The following is a 20,973-nucleotide window of genomic DNA, read 5'->3' as shown; positions in this document are numbered from 1 at the left end:
CCGCATGGCACTGCTCCTCTACCGCCTCGGCAAGTTCTCCTACCGCCGGCGCTGGCTTGTCATCTCCCTGTGGCTCGCCGTGCTGGTGGCCGTGGGCGGCTCGGCCGCGGCATTCCACGGCACCCTGTCCAACAACTTCCAGATTCCCGGGACCGAGACCCAGCGGATTGCGGACAAGCTCAAGCAGGAGCTGCCCTCGGCCTCGGGCGGCAGCGCCACGATCGTTTTCGAAGCCCCGGACGGCGGCTTCACGGCCCAAAGCCGGGCTGCCGTGACGGAGGCGCTGAAGAAGCTCCAGACCCTCCCCGAGGTGCGTGGCACGGTGGACCCGTTCGCCACCCAGGCACAGGTGGACCAGGCCGGCAAGGCCATCACCGACGGCGAACAGCAGCTGGCGGCCGGGCAGGCACAGCTGGACGCCTCCCGGGCCCAGCTTGAAGCCGGCAAGGTGCAGTTGGCGGCAGCCGAGCAGCAGCTCACCGCCGCCGGGGCGCCGGCAGCACTGATTGAAGCCCAGCTTGGCCAGCAGAAGGCAGCGCTGGCCCAGGGCCAGGCCAAGCTGGACGCCGGCGCCCAGGAACTGGCGGCCAACAAGGCCAAGCTGGAACAGGGCAAACGGCAGGCCCAGGCAGCATCAGCCATCCGCTTCGTGTCCGCGGACAACAAGGCCGCCGTGGCACAGGTGCAGTTCAAGACCTCCATCAACGGGCTGGCCCCGGCCGTGCGCAAGCAGGTGCAGGAGATCGCCCACGAGACCTCCGCGGCAGGCGTCACGGCGCTGGCCAGCAAGGAAATCACCGAGGACATTTCGGCACTTTTCGGCACTGCGGAAATCGTCGGCATCGCCGTTGCGGCGCTGGTCCTCATCCTCATGCTGGGTACGCTGATCGCCGCCGGGCTGCCACTGCTGATGGCCATCATCGGCGTCGGCGTGGGCGTCGGCATCACGTTCGCCCTTTCCGGCCTGTTCGACATGAGCTCCATCTCGCCCATGCTGGCCCTGATGCTTGGCCTCGCCGTCGGCATCGACTACTCGCTGTTCATCGTCAACCGGCACCGCACCCAGCTCCTTGCCGGCATGGATGCGGAGGAGTCTGTTGCCCGGGCCAACGGCACGTCCGGCAACGCCGTGGTCTTCGCCGGCCTGACCGTGATCATCGCCCTTGCCGCCCTGGTGGTCCCCGGGCTGCCCTTCCTCGCCGTCATGGGCCTTGCGGCAGCGGGAACCGTGGCCGTTGCGGTGCTCGTGGCCATCACCCTGACCCCTGCCATGCTGTCCCTGATCGGACGGCGCATCATCTCCCGGCGGGCCTGGGCCAAAGCCGAAGCCCACAACGCCGAACCGGACCACGAAGCGGCCGACCTCGCCACCGATAAGGAACGCAGCACCCGCGGGTGGGGCGGCCTGGTCACCCGGCACCCGTGGGTGGCACTGATCGCGGGCATCCTCCTGCTGGGCACCCTTGCGCTGCCCGCCACCCAGCTGCAGCTGGCCCTGCCGGACGGAGGCTCCGAACCCGTGGAGTCAGAGGCCTACCAGGCCTACGACCTCACGGCCCGCAGCTTCGGCGAAGGTGTCACCGGACCCATCGTGGCCGTCGGCGAGTTCCCCGCGGACCTGGACGAAGCCCAGGCCCGGAAGCTGCAGTACGACATCGCGGACAAGCTCCGTGCCGTGGACAATGTGGTGGCAGCCGTGCCCGTCGCCCTCAGCGGGGACCGCCGGACCGCCGTGTTCCAGGTCATCCCCAAGGAGGGCCCGGCCAGCGCCACCACCGTCATGGTGGTCTCCGAGCTCCGCGGCCTCAACGGGGAGATCCAGTCCGACTACGGCGTGGCCATGGGACTGACCGGGCAGACCGCCGGCAACGTGGACGTCTCCACCAAGCTTGGTGACGCCCTGCCGCCCTACCTGGCCATCGTCGTCGGACTTTCCCTGATCCTGCTGCTGCTGGTGTTCCGGTCCATTGTGGTCCCGCTGCTGGCCACGGGCGGCTTCCTGCTGTCCCTGTCCGCCGCCTTCGGTGCCGTGGTGGCGGTATACCAGTGGGGCTGGCTGGGGAACATCTTCGACGTGGCCAACCCCGGCGCCGTGCTCAGCTTCCTGCCCATTATCCTGATCGGCGTGCTGTTCGGCCTGGCCATGGACTACCAGGTGTTCATCGCCTCCGGCATGCGCGAGGCATACATGCACGGATCGTCCGCCAAGGAAGCGGTCAGGGTGGGCTTCCGGCACGCGGCCGCCGTAGTCACCGCGGCCGCGATCATCATGGTCAGCGTGTTCTCCGGCTTCATCTTCAGCCACCTCACCATGGTCCGGCCGCTGGGCTTTGCCATGGCCTTCGGCGTACTGTTCGACGCCTTCATGGTCCGCATGACCATCGTCCCGGCCGTAATGTACCTGCTGGGCGCCAGGTCCTGGTGGCTGCCGCGGTGGCTGGACAGGATCCTGCCGGACGTGGACGTGGAGGGCGCCAAGCTCAACAGGGGCCAGGCAGCACCCGCCTCCGGCGAGCTGGTCCACTAGGCTGAAGCCGTGCTCCATCTGATTCTCGCCTCCCAGTCCCCCGCCCGCACCAAGCTCCTGGCCGAGGCCGGCATCCGGCACACCGTGCTGGTCTCCGACGTCGACGAGGCCGCCGTGCAGGCGCGGTACGGCGTCACGGACCCGCACGACACCGCGCTGCTGCTGGCCCGCGCCAAGGCCGAGGCCGTGGCGGCGCTGCCGGAAGCGGACGGCGCCCTGGTGCTGGGCTGCGACTCGGTTTTTGAATTCGACGGCGAGGCGCACGGCAAGCCCTACACCGCCGACGTCGCCCGCGAGCGGATGCTCCGGATGAGCGGCAGCGCGGGAGTGCTGCACACGGGCCACTGGCTGGTGGACTGCAGGGACACGGACGACGACGGCGGCAGCGGCCGCGGCTCGGGCGCCACGGTGGGGGCGGTCGCCTCAGCCGAGGTTTCCTTCCTGGAGATGGATCCGGCAGAGATCGACGCCTACATCGCCACCGGAGAGCCGCTCCACTGCGCGGGCTCCTTCACCATCGACGGCCTGGGCGGCGCCTTCATCCGGAAGGTCGACGGCGACCCGCACGCCGTCGTCGGCCTTTCCGTCTCCACCCTGCGCGGGCTGCTCGCGTCCGCCAACGTGCGCATTACGGACCTCTGGCCCCGGCGGTAAATCGCCCGGTTTCCACACTGCTTGTAGCTTCCCTACAAAGGACGGCCGGTTTACACGCGGATTCCGCAAGTAATATCGGCGGAACCTCCAAAAGCGCGCTAGGCTCCCTGAAGGAAAGAAGGAGACGCCTTGTCAGCAAATTTGGAGCAGTCCGCAGGTACTACACAGCCGAGCCTCACAAAGGTGCTGATCGCCAACCGCGGCGAAATCGCCGTGCGCATCATCCGGGCGGCCCGGGACGAGGGCATTGCCTCCGTGGCCGTCTACGCAGATCCGGACCGGGACGCGCTGCACGTCCGGCTGGCTGACGAGGCGTACGCCCTGGGTGGCACCACCGCGGCGGAGTCCTACCTGGTGATGGACAAGATCATTGACGCCGCCCGCCAGTCCGGCGCCGACGCCATCCACCCCGGCTACGGCTTCCTGGCCGAAAATGCCCAGTTCGCCGCACGGGTGATCGAGGCCGGCATCACCTGGATCGGCCCCTCCCCGGAGGCAATCTCCGCCTTGGGCGACAAGGTCCAGGCCCGGCACATCGCCGAAAAGGTGGGCGCCCCGCTGGTTCCGGGCACCGCCGACCCCGTTGAGTCCGCGGACGAAGTCCTGGACTTCGTGGACCGCCACGGCCTGCCCGTGGCCATCAAGGCTGCCTTCGGCGGCGGCGGACGCGGCATCAAGGTGGCCCGCACCCGGGAAGAAATCCCGGAGCTGTACGAATCCGCCGTCCGTGAGGCCACCGCAGCCTTCGGCCGCGGCGAATGCTTCATCGAGCGCTTCCTGGACGCCCCACGGCACGTGGAAACCCAGTGCCTGGCCGACGCCTACGGCAACGTGGTGGTGGTGTCCACCCGCGACTGCTCCCTGCAGCGGCGCAACCAGAAGCTCGTGGAGGAAGCCCCGGCACCGTTCCTCACCGAGGACCAGAACCGGCGCCTCTACGAATCCTCCAAGGCCATCCTGAAGGAGGCCGGCTACCTCGGCGCCGGAACCTGCGAATTCCTGGTAGGCCAGGACGGCACCATCTCCTTCCTCGAAGTAAACACCCGCCTCCAGGTGGAGCACTGCGTGTCCGAGGAAGTCACCGGCATCGACCTGGTGCGCGAACAGTTCCGGCTGGCCAGGGGCGAGGAACTGGGCTACGGCGATCCCGAGGTCCGCGGACACTCCATCGAATTCCGCATCACCGGCGAGGATCCGGGCCGCAACTTCCTGCCGGCCCCCGGCACGGTCCGCGTCCTGAAGAACCCCACCGGTCCCGGCGTGCGCGTGGACTCGGGCGTGGAACAGGGCGACGTGATCAGCGGGAACTTCGACTCCATGCTGTCAAAGCTGATCATCACCGGCGCCACCCGGCCGCAGGCCCTCCAGCGTGCCCGCCGCGCCCTGGAGGAGATGGTGGTGGAGGGCATCCCCACCGTCATCCCGTTCGACCTCGCAGTTGTGTCGGACCCCGCTTTCGCCCCACCCGAGGGCCCGTTCAAGGTCCACACCCGGTGGATCGAAACCGAATTCAGCAACAACCTTCCCGCCTGGACGCCGGATGCCCCAACCGATGCAGACGGCTCCGCAGAAGACCGCCAGCGCGTCGTGGTCGAGGTGGGCGGCAAGCGGCTGGAGGTGGTCCTCCCCGCGTCCCTGGGCACGCCGGGCACTGCAGCAGGCGCCGCCGCCAAGCCGGGCAAGTCCAAGAAGCGGTCCCGCTCCGCCGGTCCCGCGGCTGCCACCGGCAACGCCCTGACCTCCCCCATGCAGGGCACCATCGTGAAGGTGGCCGTGGCTCACGGGGACGTTGTGTCCGAAGGTGACCTGGTGGTGGTCCTCGAGGCCATGAAGATGGAGCAGCCCCTCACCGCACACCGGTCCGGGACCATCACCGGCCTGACGGCCACGGCGGGCGAAACGGTGTCCGCGGGCGCCATCATCGCCACCATCGAAGACTAGAAAGCAGTCCCGGCAGCCATGCTCGCACCCAGCTTCCAGGAAGAAGTGGACCGCTACCACCAGGCGGTTCCCGAAATCACCCGGGGCAACCCGGCCCCCATCAAGGAGCTCTACTCCCGCCTTGACGACGTCACCCTGGCCAATCCCTTCGGCGGCATAGCGCGCGGCTGGGCCCAGGTGGAGGCCCGGCTTGACCAGGCGGCGCGGCAGTTCCGCGACGGCGAGATGCTGGGCTTCGACACCGTCACCTCCTACACCGCCCGGGACACCGCCTACCTGGTGGAGACCGAGCACTTCCGGGCACGGCTGGACGCGGCGGCCGCCACCGAGGAATTCGCGCTTCGCGTGACCAGTATCTTCCGGCGCGAGGAAGGCTACTGGAAGCTGGTGCACCGCCACGCCGACCCCGCAGCCCGGCCACAGTCCCGCCGGTCGCTGACCCAGCCCGCCGGCTGAGCCGGTGCTGGCAGGGGGCGCCGCCAGGATGCAGACTTAGCTCATGCTGCCTTTCCTGCTCCTCGCCTCCCGCCCGGAAGACGCTGCCGCGGAGGAGGAATATGCCGCCTATCTGAGGTACGGCGGGCTTGAGGAACGGGAGCTGCGCCGGGTCAGGCTTGAGGCCGCTCCCCTGCCCGCGCTGGATCTTGCGGATTATTCCGGCGTCATCGTGGGCGGCAGCCCGTTCACGTCCAGCGATCCGCCGGAGCAGAAGAGCCCGGTCCAGCACCGGGTGGAGCGGGAGTTGTCCGGCCTCCTGGACCAGCTGGTGGCCCGCGACTTTCCCTTCCTGGGCGCCTGCTACGGGGTGGGGACGCTGGGCCGCCACCAGGGCGCGGTCATCGACAGGACCTACGGCGAGCCGCTGGGCGCCGTGGAAATCGAGCTGACGGATGCCGGGCTGCAGGATCCCCTGCTGCAGGGCATGCCCCGGACCTTCACGGCCCTGACCGGCCATAAGGAAGCGGTCAGTTCCCTGCCACCGCACGCGGTGCTGCTGGCGAGCTCAGCCACCTGCCCCGTGCACATGTTCCGGGTCAAGACCAACCTTTATGCCACCCAGTTCCATCCCGAACTGGACACCGACGGGCTGGTGACCCGGATCGATATCTACCGGCACGCCGGCTACTTTCCGCCCGAATCCGCCGAGGAGCTGATGGCCGCAGCACGCCAATTCACGGTCACCGAGCCCATGGCCGTGCTGAAGAACTTCGTGGCGCGCTACGCACGGTGAGCATGAAAATGCCCGGCGGGCCGGATGGCCGCGCCGGGCATTTTCGGCACCCGAAGCGTCAGGCCACGTTGTTCTCGTAGTCCAGGTCGCGGGTCTCGCGGGTAAGGAACAGCGCAATCAGGGTGAGCACGGCCATGGCCGTCAGGTAGACACCCACCAGGACAGGGCTGCCCTTGGCCGCTTCCCACAGGGCCACGGCGATGAACGGTGCCACCGCAGCGCCCAGGATGCTGGAGAAGTTGTAGCTGATCGCCGAGCCGGTGTAGCGGACGTTCGTGGGGAACAGCTCCGGCAGCAGCGCTCCCATGGGCCCGAAGGTGAGGCCCATGAGGGAGAACCCGAGGATCAGCAGGCCCATGGTGCCCACAAAGCCACCGCTGAACAGCGGAACAAACAGCAGGCCGAACACGAAGATGCCCGCGGTGACGGCGAGGAGCATCTTGCGCCGGCCGTACTTTTCGGCCAGGGGTCCGGAGACCAGGGTGAAGATGCCGAAGAAGACGACGCCGGCAATCAGCATCCAGAGGAAGTCGTTGCGGGGGTAGCCGAGGCCTGGAACGAACGCGGCAGCAGCGGCGTCAGACATGGGCTTTCCGGCCTTTTCGGCCGCGGCCTTGGCACCTTCGAGGGTTGGCTTGGTGCCGTAGGTAAGGGTGAACGTGGTCATCAGGTAGAAGAGCACGTACGTGGCCAGCATGATGAAGGTGCCCAGGATCAGCTGGCGCCAGCTGGTCTTGAAGACGCGGCCAAGCGGCAGCTTGGCCACCTCCTTGGATTCCAGCACCTTGGTGAAGGCGGGGGTTTCGATCAGCTTGAGCCGTACGTACAGGCCCAGGATCACCATGACGGCGCTGAGCAGGAACGGGACGCGCCAGCCCCACGCCTGGAAAGCTTCCGGCGTCAGGGTGTAGCTCGCAACCAGGAAGATGACGTTGGCGATGATGAAGCCGATCGGGGCGCCCAGCTGCGGGAAGGTGCCGTAGATGGCCCGCTTGTTGGCAGGGGCGTTCTCGGTGGCCAGCAGCGCGGCCCCGCTCCACTCCCCGCCGAGCGCAAGGCCCTGGGCGAAGCGCATGACCACCAGCAGGGCCGGTGCCCAGAATTCCCAGCCCGGAACCAGCGCGGTGGGGAGGCAGCCGATGAGGAAGGTGGCAATACCCATGGTCAACAGCGACGCCACCAGCGTGCCCTTGCGGCCGAACTTGTCGCCGAAGTGCCCGAAGACGATGGAGCCGAGCGGCCGGGCGATGAATGCCACGCCAAAAACGGCGAAGGAGCTCAGCAGCTGGGTGGTTTCGTTCGCGCCCGGGAAGAAGAGCTTCGGGAAAACGAGCACGGCGGCAGTGGCATAGACGTAGAAGTCGTAGAACTCCACTGTGGTGCCGATCAGGCTGGCCACGATGACGCGGCCGCGGGAGTTCACCGGCTGGTGCGAACCAGGCACCGTGGTGGTATCGGTGGATGACATAGGTAAACGCTTTCGTGAGACCGGCCGGGCACAGGCAGGGCTGCCTCCCGGCTCGAATAGTTAGAGTTCGATCTTACTTCGCCGCGTCCAGTCAATGGACGAAACGTCCACCATTCGGACGTGTGTTGCATGTCTCACAATGCGGTCCGGCAGGCCGCCTCACGCCGCCGGGCCGGACCGGATAGGCAAAAGTCACAGCGCGTTAACAAACATCGACCGTCCGTGAAACGCGCCGTCCCTACCTTTGAGGAACAACATCCCCCTGAAGGAGGTAACCCGTGACTGTTGACCGCACCGTCGATGCCGGCGTACAGCCCGGCTCTACCCGCACCACAGACACCCCTGCCCTTGAATTCCGCCCCGGCCGCTGGATCGCCAACTGGGATGCCGAGAACAAGGAGCAGTGGGAAACCGCCGGCCGCGCCATCGCCCGCCGCAACCTGAACTGGTCCATCTTCGCCGAGTTCCTCGGCTTCGTTGTCTGGCAGCTGTGGTCCATTGTGGTGGTCCAGCTGCCGGCCGCCGGCTTCACATTCTCCACCTCGGAGATCTTCTGGCTCATCTCCATGCCCAGCCTCGTGGGCGCCACCCTCCGCATCCCGTACACCTTCATGGTTCCCCGGTTCGGCGGACGCAACTGGACCATCGTGTCCGCCCTGCTGCTCCTGATCCCCTCCACCGGCCTGGCGCTGTGTGTCTCCAACCCGGAGACGCCCTTCGGCGTCATGCTGCTCGTGGCCGCACTGGCCGGCTTCGGCGGCGGCAACTTCGCCAGCTCCATGGCGAACATCACTTTCTTCTACCCGGCCAGGGAAAAGGGCTGGGCGCTGGGCCTGAACGCCGCAGGCGGGAACCTGGGCGCCGCCGTCGCACAGCTTGCCGTTCCCATCGTGATCACCCTGCTGGCCGCCGGCACCGTCAACCTTCCCATGGCCGGCTGGATGTGGGTTCCCTTCATCCTTCTCGCAGCGTTCGGCGCCTTCAAGTACATGAACAACCTCACCAGCGCCAAGGGTGACGTGGCCGGCTCGGTCGCTGCGCTCAAGGAACCGCACCTGTGGATCATGGCTCTGCTGTACATCGGCACCTTCGGCTCATTCATCGGCTTCGCCGGTGTGTTCCCCAAGCTGATCAAGGACTACTTCCCCGCGTTCTCCTCCATCGGAGTAGGCACCGTGGCCCTGTCCCTTGCATTCCTGGGCCCCCTGGTGGGCTCGCTGGCCCGCCCGTACGGCGGACGCATGGCGGACCGCATGGGCGGGGCCCGGATGACGGTCACAGCCTTCGCTTCCATGGCCGTCATCACCCTCACCATGATCTGGACCCTGCCGCTGAAGAACTTCTGGCTCTTCCTGATCCTCTTCCTGATGCTGTTCACCGCCAGCGGCTTTGGAAACGGCGCCACCTACCGGATGATCCCCGTCATCTTCGCCACCTCCAGCCGGGCCGCACGCAACGGCGCCAGCTCCGTGGCAACCCAGCGCCTGGCGTCCTCGGCACTCGGGCTGATCTCAGCGATCGGCGCCTACGGCGGCTTCGTCATCCCCCAGGTCCTGAACGCTTCCAGCACCGCCAGTGGCTCCTACACCCCGGCCTTCTACGGATTCGTTGCCGCCTACGTGGTGATGCTGCTGGTCTGCTGGACCTGCTACATCCGCAACGCCGGCCGGAACGCGATGGGACACGTCTAACATGACCAAAAGCGCCGACACGCACTGCCCCTACTGCGCCCTGCAGTGCGCCATGACGCTCACGTCCCCTGCGGACCTGGCCCCGGCTGCCCAGCCGGGGCCAGGCCCCGTGCCTGCACCGAATCCCGCGCCCGCACTGGAGGTTGCAGGCCGGGACTTCCCCACCAACCGCGGCGGCCTCTGCCGCAAAGGGTGGACCTCCCCCACGCTCCTGAACCACGCGGGCCGGATCACCGAGCCGCTGCTGAAGGGACCCGACGGCGTCCACCGGCCCATCGGCTGGGACCAGGCCCTGGACCTCGCCGCCCAGGCAGTGAAGGACGCCCGCGCACGCCACGGCGCGGACGCCGTCGGCGTCTTCGGCGGCGGCGGACTCACCAATGAGAAGGCCTACCAGCTGGGCAAGTTCGCCCGGCTGGCCCTGGGCACCTCACGCATCGACTACAACGGCAGGTTCTGCATGTCATCCGCCGCGGCCGCCGGAATGCGGGCGTTCGGCGTGGACCGCGGCCTGCCCTTCCCGCTCGAAGCCCTGGACACCGCCGGCACCATCCTGATGCTGGGGTCAAACGTTGCCGAGACCATGCCCCCGTTCGTACAGCACCTGCGCGGAGCCCGCGACGCCGGCGGGCTGGTGGTGGTTGACCCCCGCCGCTCCGCCACGGCAGCCTTTACGGCCGACGGCGGCGGCCTGCACCTCCAGCCGCTGCCGGGCACCGACCTTACCCTGCTGCTGGGCCTCTCCCACGTGGTCATCCACGAGAACCTGGTGGACACCGCCTACATCGAAGAGCGCACCTCGGGCTACAGCTCCGTAGTCCGCAGCGTCAACGCCTTCTGGCCCGAACGCGTCCAGTCGCTGACCGGCGTCCCCGCGGAACTGATCCGGCAAACCGCCCGCATGCTCGCTGCCGGGGCGCAGGAAGGCGGAAGCTACATCCTCACCGGACGCGGCGTGGAACAGCACGTGGACGGCACCGACACCGCAACCGCGGCCATCAACCTCAGCCTCCTCCTGGGCCTGCCGGGCTCCGCCCGCAGCGGGTACGGGACCCTTACCGGCCAGGGCAACGGCCAGGGCGGCCGCGAGCACGGCCAGAAGGCGGACCAGCTCCCGGGCTACCGCAAGATCACCGACCCGGCTGCCCGCGCACACGTCGCCGCCGTCTGGGGCGTTCCGGAGGAGACCATCCCCGGACCCGGCCTGCCCGCCGTGCAGCTGCTGAAGTCACTGGGAAAGCCCGACGGCGTCCGGTGCCTTTTTGTGCATGCCTCCAACATCGCGGTGGCAGCTCCCGACGCCAACGCCGTCATCGAAGGGCTGCGGAGCCTGGACTTCCTGGTGGTCTGCGACTTCTTCATGTCCGAAACCGCCGCGGAGGCGGACCTTATCCTTCCCGTGCTGCAGTGGGCGGAGGAGGAGGGGACATTGACCAATCTGGAGGGCCGCGTCCTGCGCCGCCGCCGTGCCATCTCACCTCCGGCTGGTGCCCGGAGCGAGCTGTGGATCATGGCCCGCCTCGCCGAGCGGCTGGACGCCCCGTCCACCTACAGCGAGGATCCGGAGACGGTCTTCGAGGAACTGCGGCGTGCCTCCGCCGGGGGCCTGGCAGACTACTCGGGCATTGACTACGCCATGCTGGACCGCGGGGAGGCCGCCTACTGGCCCTACCCGGCCGGCAGCAGCGGAACGCCGCGGCTGTTCGCCGGCCGCTTCGCCCACCCCGACGGCAAGGCCGTGATGGTCCCGGTGGTGCCGCGCCGCCGTCGTACTTCTGCCGGCGATGGCGGGACCTCCGGAGACCCCGCCGGCAAAGCCATGACCCTCATCACCGGCCGGCTCCTGGAGCATTACCAGTCAGGGGCCCAGACGCGGCGGGTGGCCGAACTCGTCGCCGCACAGCCCGAGGCGAGGGTGCAGATCCACCCCTCGGCGGCAGCCGCCATGGGCATCGCCGCCGGATCGCTGGTCTCCGTGGCGAACGTGCGCGGCGAGGTGGTGTGCCATGCGGAGCTGAGCACAGCCATCCGCCCGGAGACAGTGTTCCTGCCCTTCCACTTCCCCGGCTCCGAAAGCGCCAACCGCCTCACCGAAGCCGCCACTGATCCCATCTCCGGGATGCCCGAATTCAAATTCAACACCGTATGGGTCCGGCCCGTGGCCGCACCCGATTCCGCCCGCATGCTGCAAACGACGGAGGCCTCATGAGCGAGCAGATTGTCATCGTGGGATTCGGCCCCGTGGCCGCCAGGCTGGTGGACGAGCTCCTGCCCGCCGTGCGCGCAGGGCAGGTCCAGGTCACCGTGCTCGGTGAGGAACCCGAGGCAGCCTACAACCGCGTCCTGGTGGCCGACCTCGGCGTCGGCCGGACCACCGCTGACGCACTGGCCCTTGCCGATGCCGCCGAGCTGGCCGCGGACGGCGTGGACGTCCGCCTGGGCGTGCGGGTCAAGCGCGTGGACAGGCCCCGGCAGCAGGTCCTGCTTGCTGAAGGAGCACCCGTGCACTACGACCGGCTGGTGTTCGCTACCGGATCCCGGCCCGTCATTCCCAATCTCACCGGCATCAACCCGGATCCTTCCTCCCCCGTGCTTCCCGCCGGGGTCACCGCGCTGCGGGACCTTCGCGACGCCGCTGTCCTGCGGCAGGCGGTGGACGGCGGCAAGCGCGTAGTGGTCCTGGGCGGCGGCGTCCTGGGCCTGGAAACGGCGCTGGCCGCCGCGGAGGAAGGCGCCACCGTCACGGTGGTCCACAACGGCCCGCACCCCCTGGGGCGCAGCATCGACCGTGCCGGCGGGGCCGTCCTCGCTGCAGGGCTGCGGCGCTGCGGGGTCCGGGTGGCAGGCAACGCCCGTTCCACCGGCGTTGAGCACAACGCGCCCGACGGCGGTTTCTCGGCTTTGCTGCTGGATGACGGGCAGGCGATTGACGGGGACCTCCTGGTCATTTCATGCGGGGTGCGTCCCCGGACGGAGCTGGCCGACGGCTGCGGGCTGGCCACCGGCACCGGGATTCTGGTGGACCACCGGCTGCGGGCGCACCACGAACCGCATATCTTTGCCATCGGCGACTGCGCGGAGGTCCACTGCCCCGATCCGGGCTGCGCCGCATGCAGGAACGCCACGGGGCCCTCCGGCCTGGTGGGCCCTGGCTGGCGGCAGGCCGAGTGGCTGGCGGGCTACCTGACCCTGCTGTCCTCCGGTGGGGTGGAGGAGGCGGAACTGCTGTCCGCGCTCCCGCCGGAACAGCCCGGCGTCGTGGTGCTGAAGGCCCGCGGCCTGAACATGGCTGTGGCCGGGAACAACGACGCGGATCCGTGGGACGAGGAAGCGCTCACGGCGGGCGCGGCCAACGGCAGGGCCCGCCTTCAGGTGGCCCAGTGGGCTGATCCTGAGCATGGCCGGTACGTCAAGATGACCACCCGAGGCGGAGTGCTCGAAGGCCTGGTGGCGGTGGGCATGCCCCGCACGGGGGCCGAACTGGTGGGACTCTTCGAACGGGGCGCAGAACTGCCTGCCGACCGGTCGCTCCTCCTCCGCCTGGACGGGCCGGACCAGCTGCCCGGCGCAGCCGCGGACCCGGCCGGGACCGTGTGCCGGTGCGCCGGAGTCAGCGGGTCCACCATCACGGGCGCCGTGGCCGACGGCTGCTCCACGGTGGCGGACGTTTCCAAGGCCACCCGGGCGGGCACAGGATGCGGTGGCTGCCATGAGGACATCAAGGGCCTCATTGAACGGCATTTCCGGGCGGTGCCGGCAGCCTGAGTGGCGTGCTGTGGTTGCTTTTCACACCCCGAACAATCGTCCCGTGACCAGGTAGATCCCGTAGATGCCCGCGGCCAGGAGGACACCCAGATAGGACAGCACGAGCCTCGTGTCGCGCAGGTAGCACTTGGATTTCATCAGGCCGCGCCGCCGCGCTTTCCAGTATCCGATGAACCCGATGGCTGCAAACACGGACAGCGCCACGGGCCCTGCCAGCCACCCCAGCAGGGCAACCGTGGCGAAGATGCACAGGCGCAACGGGTCAAAAGGTGGTGCTTCGGCGTTGTCAGGGCCGGAACCCGGAGGGGCAGAGGGCACTGCAGGCGTGACGCCGTGCTTGGCGCCCAGAAGCTCTGAGGGCAACGGGCCGGCGGCGATCCGCCGGGCGTGTGACGCGGAGTCCATCATTCCTCCCTAAACCTGACGCATCGGAATCAGCCGTGCACCAGTGGCCGTGCTCATGCGTTGCCTCGCCAGAGAGGGCCAGGCCTGCACTGCGCAGAACGGCGCGCATTGATGCGCGCCGGCGTCGCTCTTGGTTCCCACGTGCACGCAGCATTGGGTGAGCCGTTCCTCGATCATCGTGGAGATGTCCATGAAAGGTTTGACCATGATGCGCGTTACCCGTTCCGCGAGGAGCCTGCGGAGGCGTTGCTGCTGCCCCGGGAGTTTGCCCGCCGCCAGGGTGGTAAGCGTGCCGATGCCAAGATCGCACTGGGTGCAGACGTTCTTCCAAAGGTCCATCGTGCGGGGGTGGGACAGGGACGCCTGTTCGCTCAACAGGTCAAGCAGCGAGGTTTTCATCAGGTTCCGCAGCTCCAGGGGGATGGCGCTGTCGGCGATCCGGTTCGCAAGGCTGTCCGGGTTAAGCTCGAGCCAAGTGAGCAGCTGATCATGCCCAATCAATGCTGCCAGGGACCTCCAGACGCCGGCGTCGTCCTTCAGCATGTAGCCCACTGAGGCGCAGTGCGGGTGGGAGCAGGGCAACGCTGTCAGGTCGTGCCAGGACACCACGCCGTTGGTCTGCCCGGCCAATCTTTCAAGGACGCCTGTGTGGGTGAGCCGGTCCATGGCATCGATGCCGTGTCCGCGTCCGGAACCGAAGACGGGCTGCAGCGCCACCCCTCCGATAAAGGGAGTCTCCAGGGCACGCATCACCACGGCACCGACTTCACCGTCGTTGACGCCCAGGGATGCTGTCATGGTCAGCGTGGTGAAAACGCCTGCATCCGACAAGCGCGAAATTGCCGCGTCCTTGAAGCGGGTAAGGTCTCCGCCGCGGTGGTGGATCGACGATTCCCTGGATGGACCGTCGTACTGGAGGTACACCTCCACCCTGTCCCGGTGCTGTTCCAGCAGGGCAAGCAGGTGGTCATCGGTGGCAATGAGCATGCCGTTGCTGTTCACCATGATCCTGACGATTGGCCGGGAAACGAGTTCATCCAGCAGTTCGGCAAGATATGGGTACAGCGTTGGTTCACCGCCGGAGAGCATCAGCACATCAAGGCGGTTGTTTTCCCGGGCCAGGCGGGTGTCAACATTGTCAAGCACCTCCCTCAATGGTGCGACTCCCTGCAGTTGTGGGCCGGATGCGGTGAAGCAGGTGGGGCAGCGCAGGTTGCAGTGCTCAATAATGTCCTGCAGCAGGATGCAGGTGTGTTGCGTTTGCATGGCTGGAAGCCCAAAGGCATATGCCTCAGGGACAGGGCGGAAATTGTCGGTCTGGTCAGGGATGTGCTGCTTGGTGGGCGCCTGCCACTTCTCCAGATAGCGGAGGATTTCCGGAGACTCGTCGTACAGGGTGCGGACCAGCCCATGGTCCGGGCAGCCCCGTTCGAGCCACACGCGGCCGTCACGAATGAGCAGCGCCCCTGCCAGCCGGCGGACCTGGCTCAGTGGAGGGTTGGTTTCGTGGCATTTGGGGCAGAAAGCGGTCACATAGCGGTGGATCCTGTCACCGCGCAGCGGCTGTCCCGGACCGGGCAACTGTTGAGACTTCATGAATCGGCGCCCCTTCTCAAGCTCCGGATTGCACCAGGGCACCCACGCAAAGTCCCCCGCCGAGTAACGTAAATATGCCGAGCCCGATCAGCAGCCCGGCCCCGGTGCGCGCGGTGCGGGGACTGACGGCAAGAACTACAGCCAGCCCCAGATAGACGGCGATCGGGACGAAGGCTGCCGGCCCGGCGAAGATGCTGGTTGCCCATGCATTCGGTGGTGCGATGTTCGGTGCTCCAATGCCTACTGTTGCCCAAAGGTAGAGGATGTACAGCGCCACAGCCCCGTAGACGACTCCAGACCCCAGATAGCCGCCCCGCGGTTCCGGCTGCTGCCCACGCCGTTGCTCCTCCGGCGGAACCCCTTGACCGTCATTCATGTCAGGCCCGGACCTGGGCAAGGAACGCGACGCAAAGGCCGCCACCCAGCAGGGTGAAGACTCCCAAACCGATAAGCAGCCCTGCACCCAACCGGGCCGTCGAGCGCCTGATGGCCAGAGCGATGGATACCGCCAAATAAACGGCAATGGGGATAAACGGGGCTGGCACGGCCAGGAAGGTGGCTGACCAGGCATACGGTCCCCGAGCCATCGTCCCCAGTACATAGACGGCGTAAAGGGCCAGCGCCCCAAAGACGATGCCGGCCGCCAGGGAACCGCCGGCAGGTGATTGCGGCCGCAGGTTGCCCTGGTCCGGGGGCTGCGGCGGGATGTCGGGAGCGTCACTCATGCTGCGGTTCCTTCCATCTCGCGGCGGAGCGGCGAGCCGAAAACACGCCGGACCCGCCACACCAGGAGGGGCAAAACCGCCAGCAGGAACCATTGGGGCCGGCTCATCCCCAGCCACAGCACCTCATTGCCCCGGACAAACTCGACCAGGAACCTGAACACGGCGTAGGCGCTGACGAAACAGATAAAGAGGTCGCCGGGGTGGGGCAGGCGGTCCCGGAAACGCCACATCACGGCGAAAGCGGCCGCGTGAAAGAAGATCTCGTAGACGAAAGACGGATGAAGCCCCACCCCGGCCGGCGCCCCGATCAGCGCGGCCTGGGCCGGGGTGAGAAGGATTCCCCACGCTCCCCCGGTTGGCGTGCCGGGGAGCTCTGTCAGAAGGCAGCCGATGCGCCCGATGATGAGGGCCAGGGCTACAGCAGGGGCCAGCAGATCCCCCGTCGGCTGCCGGTAACCGGTCAACCGTTTGGCCAGGAGCACGCCGCCCCAGGCCCCCACAAGCCCGGCCAGGATGCTGCGGTCGCCGTTGCCCCACCAGTCAGAAAGTGAAACCTGGCGTGAGATATCCCAGGTAAGCAACCTGGAACCGATAGCCCCGAAGGCAACGGCAAAACCGGCTATCGGCCACAACCGCGGATCCGTCAGCCCGCGGCGGCGCTTCTCATATGCGTAGAAGAGCAGGGCTGCGAGAATTCCCAGCCCGACGAACCCAGCATGCACCAGCCCGTTTCCCGCGAAGGGAAGCCCAATCATGAGCAGAGTGTAACAACGGGTTGCCCAGCGAATGCGGGCCCTTCGGCCCTTACATGTGGACGTGCAGGCGGCGGGCGGCTTCGGAGATGGATCCGGTCAGCGACGGGTACACCGTGAAGGTGCTGGCGACGTCGTCAACGTGCAGCTTCTGCTTGACCGCGATGGAGATCGGGAAGATCAGCTCCGAGGCGTTCGGCCCCACCACCACGCCACCGATCACCGTGCCGGAACCCTTCCGCGCAAAGATCTTGACGAACCCGTCCTTGGCATTGCGCATCTTGGCGCGGGCGTTGCTGCGCAGGGAGAGCTTGACGACGTCGGCCTGGTACTTGCCGGACTCGATCTCGGCTTCGGATACGCCAACGTTGGCGATTTCGGGCGAGGTGAAGATGTTGGATGCCACCTGGTGGAGCTTGAGCGGGGTCACGCCGTCGCCCATGAAGTGCGCCACCGCGATGCGGCCCTGCATGGCGGCCACGGAGGCCAGCGGCAGGACGCCCGTGCAGTCACCGGCGGCGTAGATGTTCGGGGCCGTCGTGCGGGAGACGCCGTCCACCTTGATGTGGCCGCTCTCGCTGACGGCGACGCCGGCCTCCTCGAGGCCCAGGCCTGCCGTATTGGGGATGGACCCCAGGCAGAGCAGGCAGTGGCTGCCGGTCACCGTGGAGCCGTCGGAAAGGGTCACCACCACGCCCTTGTCGGTGCGTTCCACAGTCTGGGCACGGGAACGGGACAAAACCCGGACCCCGCGGCGTTCGAAGACTTCCTCCAGGACCACGGCGGCGTCAACGTCGGAGCCGGGCAGCACGCGGTCGCGGCTGGACACCAGGGTGACCTTGGAACCAAGGCCGTTGTAGGCGGAGGCAAACTCCGCGCCGGTAACACCGGACCCCACCACGATGAGCTCCTCGGGCAGCTCGTCCAGGTTGTAGATCTGCGTCCAGTTCAGGATCCGCTCACCGTCGGGGCGGGCGGTCTCCAGCTCGCGCGGGTGTGCGCCCACGGCCAGCAGGATGGTGTCCGCCTTTACAGTCTCGGTGCCGTCCACCGTCATGACCTCGATGGTGTGGGTGTCGAGCAGCCGGCCGGAACCCGCAATAATCCGCACGCCCAGCTTTTCCAGGCCGTCCCGGATGTCCTGGGACTGGTTGCGGGCAAGGTTGAGGAGGCGGTCGTTGATGTGCTTGAGGTCTGCTCGCATCACCGGCACGAAGTCGCCGCCGTCGACGTCGAACTTCACTCCCAGCTCGCCGGCCTCTGCCACGCGGGTCATCAGGTCGGCCGTGGCAATGAGGGTCTTGGAGGGAACCACATCGGTCAGCACGGCGGATCCACCCAGGCCCGCGCGTTCGATGATGGTGACCGTCGCCCCGAGCGAGGCGGCCACCATGGCGGCTTCGTATCCGCCGGGACCACCTCCCAGGATTGCGATCCGGGGGGAGCTGAAATCTGGATGCGTAGTCACAGTCATCCATTCTCGCCCATTTGCCGCTGACCACCAAGAAAACAGGGCACTCTCCGGGCCGGCCGTGACGGGGGCAACACGGGCGGCACGATAACTTGTACTGGTGAGTACAACAGACTTCCTGAACACGGACCCGTTTGCCGCCGCACGCGCCGCAGCGGACTACATCGCCGAAGAGACAGGCGTGGACCGGCACGACACTGCCCTGGTCCTCGGCTCCGGGTGGGGCGAGGCCGCCGACCTCATCGGCGAAACCACCGCCACCCTGTCGGCCGAAGAAGTCCCCGGCTTCCATGCCCCCGCCGTGGAAGGCCACGTGGGCACCATCCGCTCCATACTGACGCCCTCGGGAAAGCGCGCCCTGGTCCTGGGCGCCCGCACGCACTACTACGAGGGCAAGGGCGTCAGGGCAGTGGTCCACGGAATCCGGACCGCGGCGGCCGCCGGGTGCAGCACCCTGGTCCTCACCAACGGCTGCGGCGGACTCAACGAGGACTGGGCCCCCGGCACCCCGGTGCTGATCAAGGACCACATCAACCTCACCGCGTCCTCACCGCTGGAAGGCGCCACCTTCGTGGACCTTACCGACCTGTACTCGCCGCGCATCCGCGGGCTGGCCCGCGAGGTGGACCCCACCCTGGACGAGGGCGTGTATGCACAGTTCCCCGGCCCGCACTACGAAACACCGGCCGAGGTGCAATACGCCAAGCGGATCGGTGCCGACCTGATCGGCATGTCCACGGCGCTGGAAGCCATCGCCGGGCGGCACTCCGGGATGGAAGTGTTCGGAATTTCGCTGGTCACCAACCTCGCGGCCGGGATCAGCCCCCAGCCGCTCAGCCACCAGGAAGTCATCGAATCCGGCCAGGCAGCCGGCCCGCGCATCTCCAGGCTGCTGGCCGATATCATCGCCCGGCTCTAACGGATCAGGCGCCCAGGGTGCGTCACGGGCACGGGCAATGACGATAGCGTTAGGCCCATGACGTCTTCCGATGCCGAACTTCGCCTGCTCACCGAAGCCCGCGAATGGGCTGCCCAAGACCCGGATCCCGCAACGAAGGCGCTGCTCCTTGAGCTTGTCCGCCTTGTAGAGGACGGCGATCCCGCGGCCCGGCAGGAACTGGAAGACAGCTTCCGCGGCACGCTCCAGTTCGGCACGGCAGGGCTGCGCGCCGCCCTTGGCCCGGGGCCGAACCGGATGAACCGGGTGGTGGTGCGCCGCGCCGCAGCGGGACTCGCGGCCTTCCTGGGGGACGCCGCAGCCAAGGCCGCTCCGGGCACCCGCCCGCGCGCCGTCGTCGGGTATGACGCCCGGCATAACTCGGATGTCTTCGCGGCCGAAACCGCGGCAATCTTCACCGCGGCCGGCATCGAAGCCTTCCTGCTCCCGGCGCCCCTCCCCACTCCCCTGCTGGCGTACGCCGTCCGCGCCCTGGACTGCGACGGCGGCGTCATGGTCACCGCCAGCCACAACCCGCCCCAGGACAACGGGTACAAGGTGTACCTGGGACGGCATGCTGTGCCGGCAGACGGCGACGGCGCCCAGATCGTGGCGCCCTACGACGCGGAAATCGCTGGCCGGATCAGCGCCGTGGGGCCGCTGGAATCCATCACGCTGGCAGAGGGCGGCTGGACCGTCCTGGACGGTTCGCTGGCAGCCGGGTATGAGCGGGCGACGGCGGCACTGGCCATGGCGGACCGCTTCCCCGCCCGGGACCTGCGGATAGTCCTCACCCCGCTGCACGGCGTCGGCGGCGGGACTGCGCTGGACGTCCTGGAAGCGGCAGGTTTCAAAGATGTCACCGTGGTGGCTGAACAGGCCGAACCGGACCCGGATTTTCCCACCGTAAGTTTCCCCAACCCGGAGGAACCCGGCGCCCTGGACCTGGCCCTCGAGGCGGCCGCGCAGCTGGACGCCGACCTCGTGATCGCCAATGATCCCGACGCCGACAGGGCAGCCGTGGCGGCAAAGGATCCCGATACGGGCGCCTGGCGGATGCTCCGGGGCGACGAAGTGGGTTCCCTGCTGGGCGCCCACATGGTGGCCCGGCTCGCGGACGGCACCGCCGGCGCGGACGCTGACGGCCGGGGCGTCTTCGCCAATTCGATCGTTTCCTCACGGCTGCTGGCCCGCATCGCCGCCGCGGCCGGCTTCGCCCATGAGGAAACACTGACCGGGTTCAAGTGGATCTCCCGGGTTCCCGGGCTTGTCTACGGCTACGAGGAGGCGCTGGGGTACTGCGTTGCCCCGGAGCTGGTGAAGGACAAGGACGGCATTTCCGCCGCCGTCCTGATCGCCGAACTCGCGGCAGCGGCCAAGGCCGCAGGCAAGACGGTCTTCGACACCCTGGATGAGCTGTACCTCCAGCACGGCCTGCACGCCAGCGACCAGCTAAGCATCAGGGTTGCGGACCTGGGACTCCTGGACGCCATGATGAACCGCCTGCGGGTTTCGCCGCCGGAATCGTTCGGACAGTCCGCTGTGGAGGTCTTCACGGACCTGGCTGAAGGCAGCGCGCACCTGCCGCCCACCGAAGGGCTGCTCTACATCACCCGAAACCTGACCCGTGTCATCATCCGGCCCAGCGGCACCGAGCCCAAGCTCAAGTGCTACCTCGAGGTGATCCACCAGGTGGGGTCCGCCGCGGAACTGCCGGCAGCGCGCCAGGCCGCGCGTGCCTCGCTGGACGAGGTCCTGCACGACGTCAGCGAAGCGCTGGGCCTGTAGGAACTGCCGGTTAAACACCAAA

17 protein-coding genes are annotated in these 20,973 nt (G+C 67.8%); 10 read left to right on the top strand and 7 right to left on the bottom strand.

Annotated features, from left to right (window positions below; genetic code table 11):
• The first annotated feature begins 4 nt into the window (after window positions 1-4).
• The 5 genes from ACEN9K_RS07840 to ACEN9K_RS07820 all read left to right on the top strand — a co-directional run bounded on the left by ACEN9K_RS07840 (window position 5) and on the right by ACEN9K_RS07820 (window position 6,353).
• The gene (locus ACEN9K_RS07840; RefSeq protein WP_495635503.1) at window positions 5-2,527 is read left to right on the top strand and encodes an MMPL family transporter; all 2,523 of its coding nucleotides are present in this window, start codon (window positions 5-7) and stop codon (window positions 2,525-2,527) included.
• A 9-nt stretch (window positions 2,528-2,536) separates the two neighbouring features.
• The gene (locus ACEN9K_RS07835) at window positions 2,537-3,181 is read left to right on the top strand and encodes a Maf family protein (RefSeq protein ID WP_018770098.1); all 645 of its coding nucleotides are present in this window, start codon (window positions 2,537-2,539) and stop codon (window positions 3,179-3,181) included.
• A gap of 129 nt (window positions 3,182-3,310) precedes the next feature.
• The gene (locus tag ACEN9K_RS07830; RefSeq protein WP_495635502.1) at window positions 3,311-5,122 is read left to right on the top strand and encodes an acetyl/propionyl/methylcrotonyl-CoA carboxylase subunit alpha; all 1,812 of its coding nucleotides are present in this window, start codon (window positions 3,311-3,313) and stop codon (window positions 5,120-5,122) included.
• Between the two features lie 18 nt (window positions 5,123-5,140).
• Entirely contained in the window at window positions 5,141-5,578 is a 438-nt protein-coding gene (locus ACEN9K_RS07825) for a YybH family protein (protein ID WP_018770100.1), read from the top strand.
• A gap of 43 nt (window positions 5,579-5,621) precedes the next feature.
• The gene (locus ACEN9K_RS07820) at window positions 5,622-6,353 is read left to right on the top strand and encodes a glutamine amidotransferase (RefSeq protein WP_495635501.1); all 732 of its coding nucleotides are present in this window, start codon (window positions 5,622-5,624) and stop codon (window positions 6,351-6,353) included.
• Window positions 6,354-6,411: 58 nt separating this feature from the next.
• On the opposite strand, the gene ACEN9K_RS07815 is transcribed toward ACEN9K_RS07820, so the two are convergent.
• The gene (locus ACEN9K_RS07815) at window positions 6,412-7,821 is read right to left on the bottom strand and encodes an MFS transporter (RefSeq protein ID WP_495635500.1); all 1,410 of its coding nucleotides are present in this window, start codon (window positions 7,819-7,821) and stop codon (window positions 6,412-6,414) included.
• Between the two features lie 278 nt (window positions 7,822-8,099).
• Between ACEN9K_RS07815 and ACEN9K_RS07810 the strand changes: the two genes are divergently transcribed.
• Genes ACEN9K_RS07810 through ACEN9K_RS07800 form a run of 3 tightly spaced genes read left to right on the top strand, consistent with a single transcriptional unit; the run spans window position 8,100 to window position 13,277 of the window.
• Window positions 8,100-9,512 carry an MFS transporter gene (locus tag ACEN9K_RS07810; RefSeq protein ID WP_495635499.1) on the top strand — a complete coding sequence of 471 codons (1,413 nt, stop codon included), beginning with the start codon at window positions 8,100-8,102 and terminating at the stop codon, window positions 9,510-9,512.
• A gap of 1 nt (window position 9,513) precedes the next feature.
• The gene (locus ACEN9K_RS07805) at window positions 9,514-11,721 is read left to right on the top strand and encodes a molybdopterin oxidoreductase family protein (protein WP_495635498.1); all 2,208 of its coding nucleotides are present in this window, start codon (window positions 9,514-9,516) and stop codon (window positions 11,719-11,721) included.
• A complete protein-coding gene (locus ACEN9K_RS07800) occupies window positions 11,718-13,277 on the top strand; it encodes an FAD-dependent oxidoreductase (protein ID WP_495635497.1) in 1,560 nt (519 codons plus the stop codon). Before ACEN9K_RS07805 ends, ACEN9K_RS07800 begins: the two co-directional genes overlap by 4 nt.
• Window positions 13,278-13,298: 21 nt before the next feature.
• Here the strand turns inward: ACEN9K_RS07800 and ACEN9K_RS07795 are convergent, their stop codons facing one another.
• The 6 genes from ACEN9K_RS07795 to ACEN9K_RS07770 are packed head-to-tail and all read right to left on the bottom strand — an operon-like array spanning window position 13,299 to window position 18,223.
• A complete protein-coding gene (locus ACEN9K_RS07795; protein WP_134164525.1) occupies window positions 13,299-13,682 on the bottom strand; it encodes a hypothetical protein in 384 nt (127 codons plus the stop codon).
• 9 nt (window positions 13,683-13,691) lie between these two features.
• Window positions 13,692-15,278, bottom strand: a complete 1,587-nt coding sequence (locus tag ACEN9K_RS07790) for a radical SAM protein (RefSeq protein WP_223994505.1) — start codon at window positions 15,276-15,278, stop codon at window positions 13,692-13,694.
• A 16-nt stretch (window positions 15,279-15,294) separates the two neighbouring features.
• Complete coding sequence (locus tag ACEN9K_RS07785; protein WP_495635496.1) at window positions 15,295-15,654, bottom strand: hypothetical protein; 360 nt, start codon at window positions 15,652-15,654, stop codon at window positions 15,295-15,297.
• 1 nt (window position 15,655) lies between these two features.
• A complete protein-coding gene (locus ACEN9K_RS07780; RefSeq protein WP_495635495.1) occupies window positions 15,656-16,003 on the bottom strand; it encodes a hypothetical protein in 348 nt (115 codons plus the stop codon).
• On the bottom strand, window positions 16,000-16,758 hold the full coding sequence (locus ACEN9K_RS07775) for a prolipoprotein diacylglyceryl transferase (RefSeq protein ID WP_223994501.1): 759 nt from the start codon (window positions 16,756-16,758) through the stop codon (window positions 16,000-16,002). Before ACEN9K_RS07775 ends, ACEN9K_RS07780 begins: the two co-directional genes overlap by 4 nt.
• Window positions 16,759-16,807: 49 nt before the next feature.
• Window positions 16,808-18,223 carry an NAD(P)H-quinone dehydrogenase gene (locus ACEN9K_RS07770; RefSeq protein WP_495635494.1) on the bottom strand — a complete coding sequence of 472 codons (1,416 nt, stop codon included), beginning with the start codon at window positions 18,221-18,223 and terminating at the stop codon, window positions 16,808-16,810.
• 103 nt (window positions 18,224-18,326) lie between these two features.
• Here ACEN9K_RS07770 and ACEN9K_RS07765 point away from each other — a divergent pair, with 103 nt between their 5' ends.
• A complete protein-coding gene (locus ACEN9K_RS07765) occupies window positions 18,327-19,145 on the top strand; it encodes a purine-nucleoside phosphorylase (RefSeq protein ID WP_018770111.1) in 819 nt (272 codons plus the stop codon).
• 57 nt (window positions 19,146-19,202) lie between these two features.
• Entirely contained in the window at window positions 19,203-20,951 is a 1,749-nt protein-coding gene (locus ACEN9K_RS07760) for a phospho-sugar mutase (RefSeq protein WP_134164530.1), read from the top strand.
• The last annotated feature ends 22 nt before the right edge of the window (window positions 20,952-20,973 follow it).

The sequence above is a fragment of the Pseudarthrobacter sp. Pseusp20 genome (genome assembly GCF_059492155.1).
The sequence above is the reverse complement of the archived record's forward strand: the minus strand, read 5'-3'. Positions and strand labels throughout refer to the sequence as shown.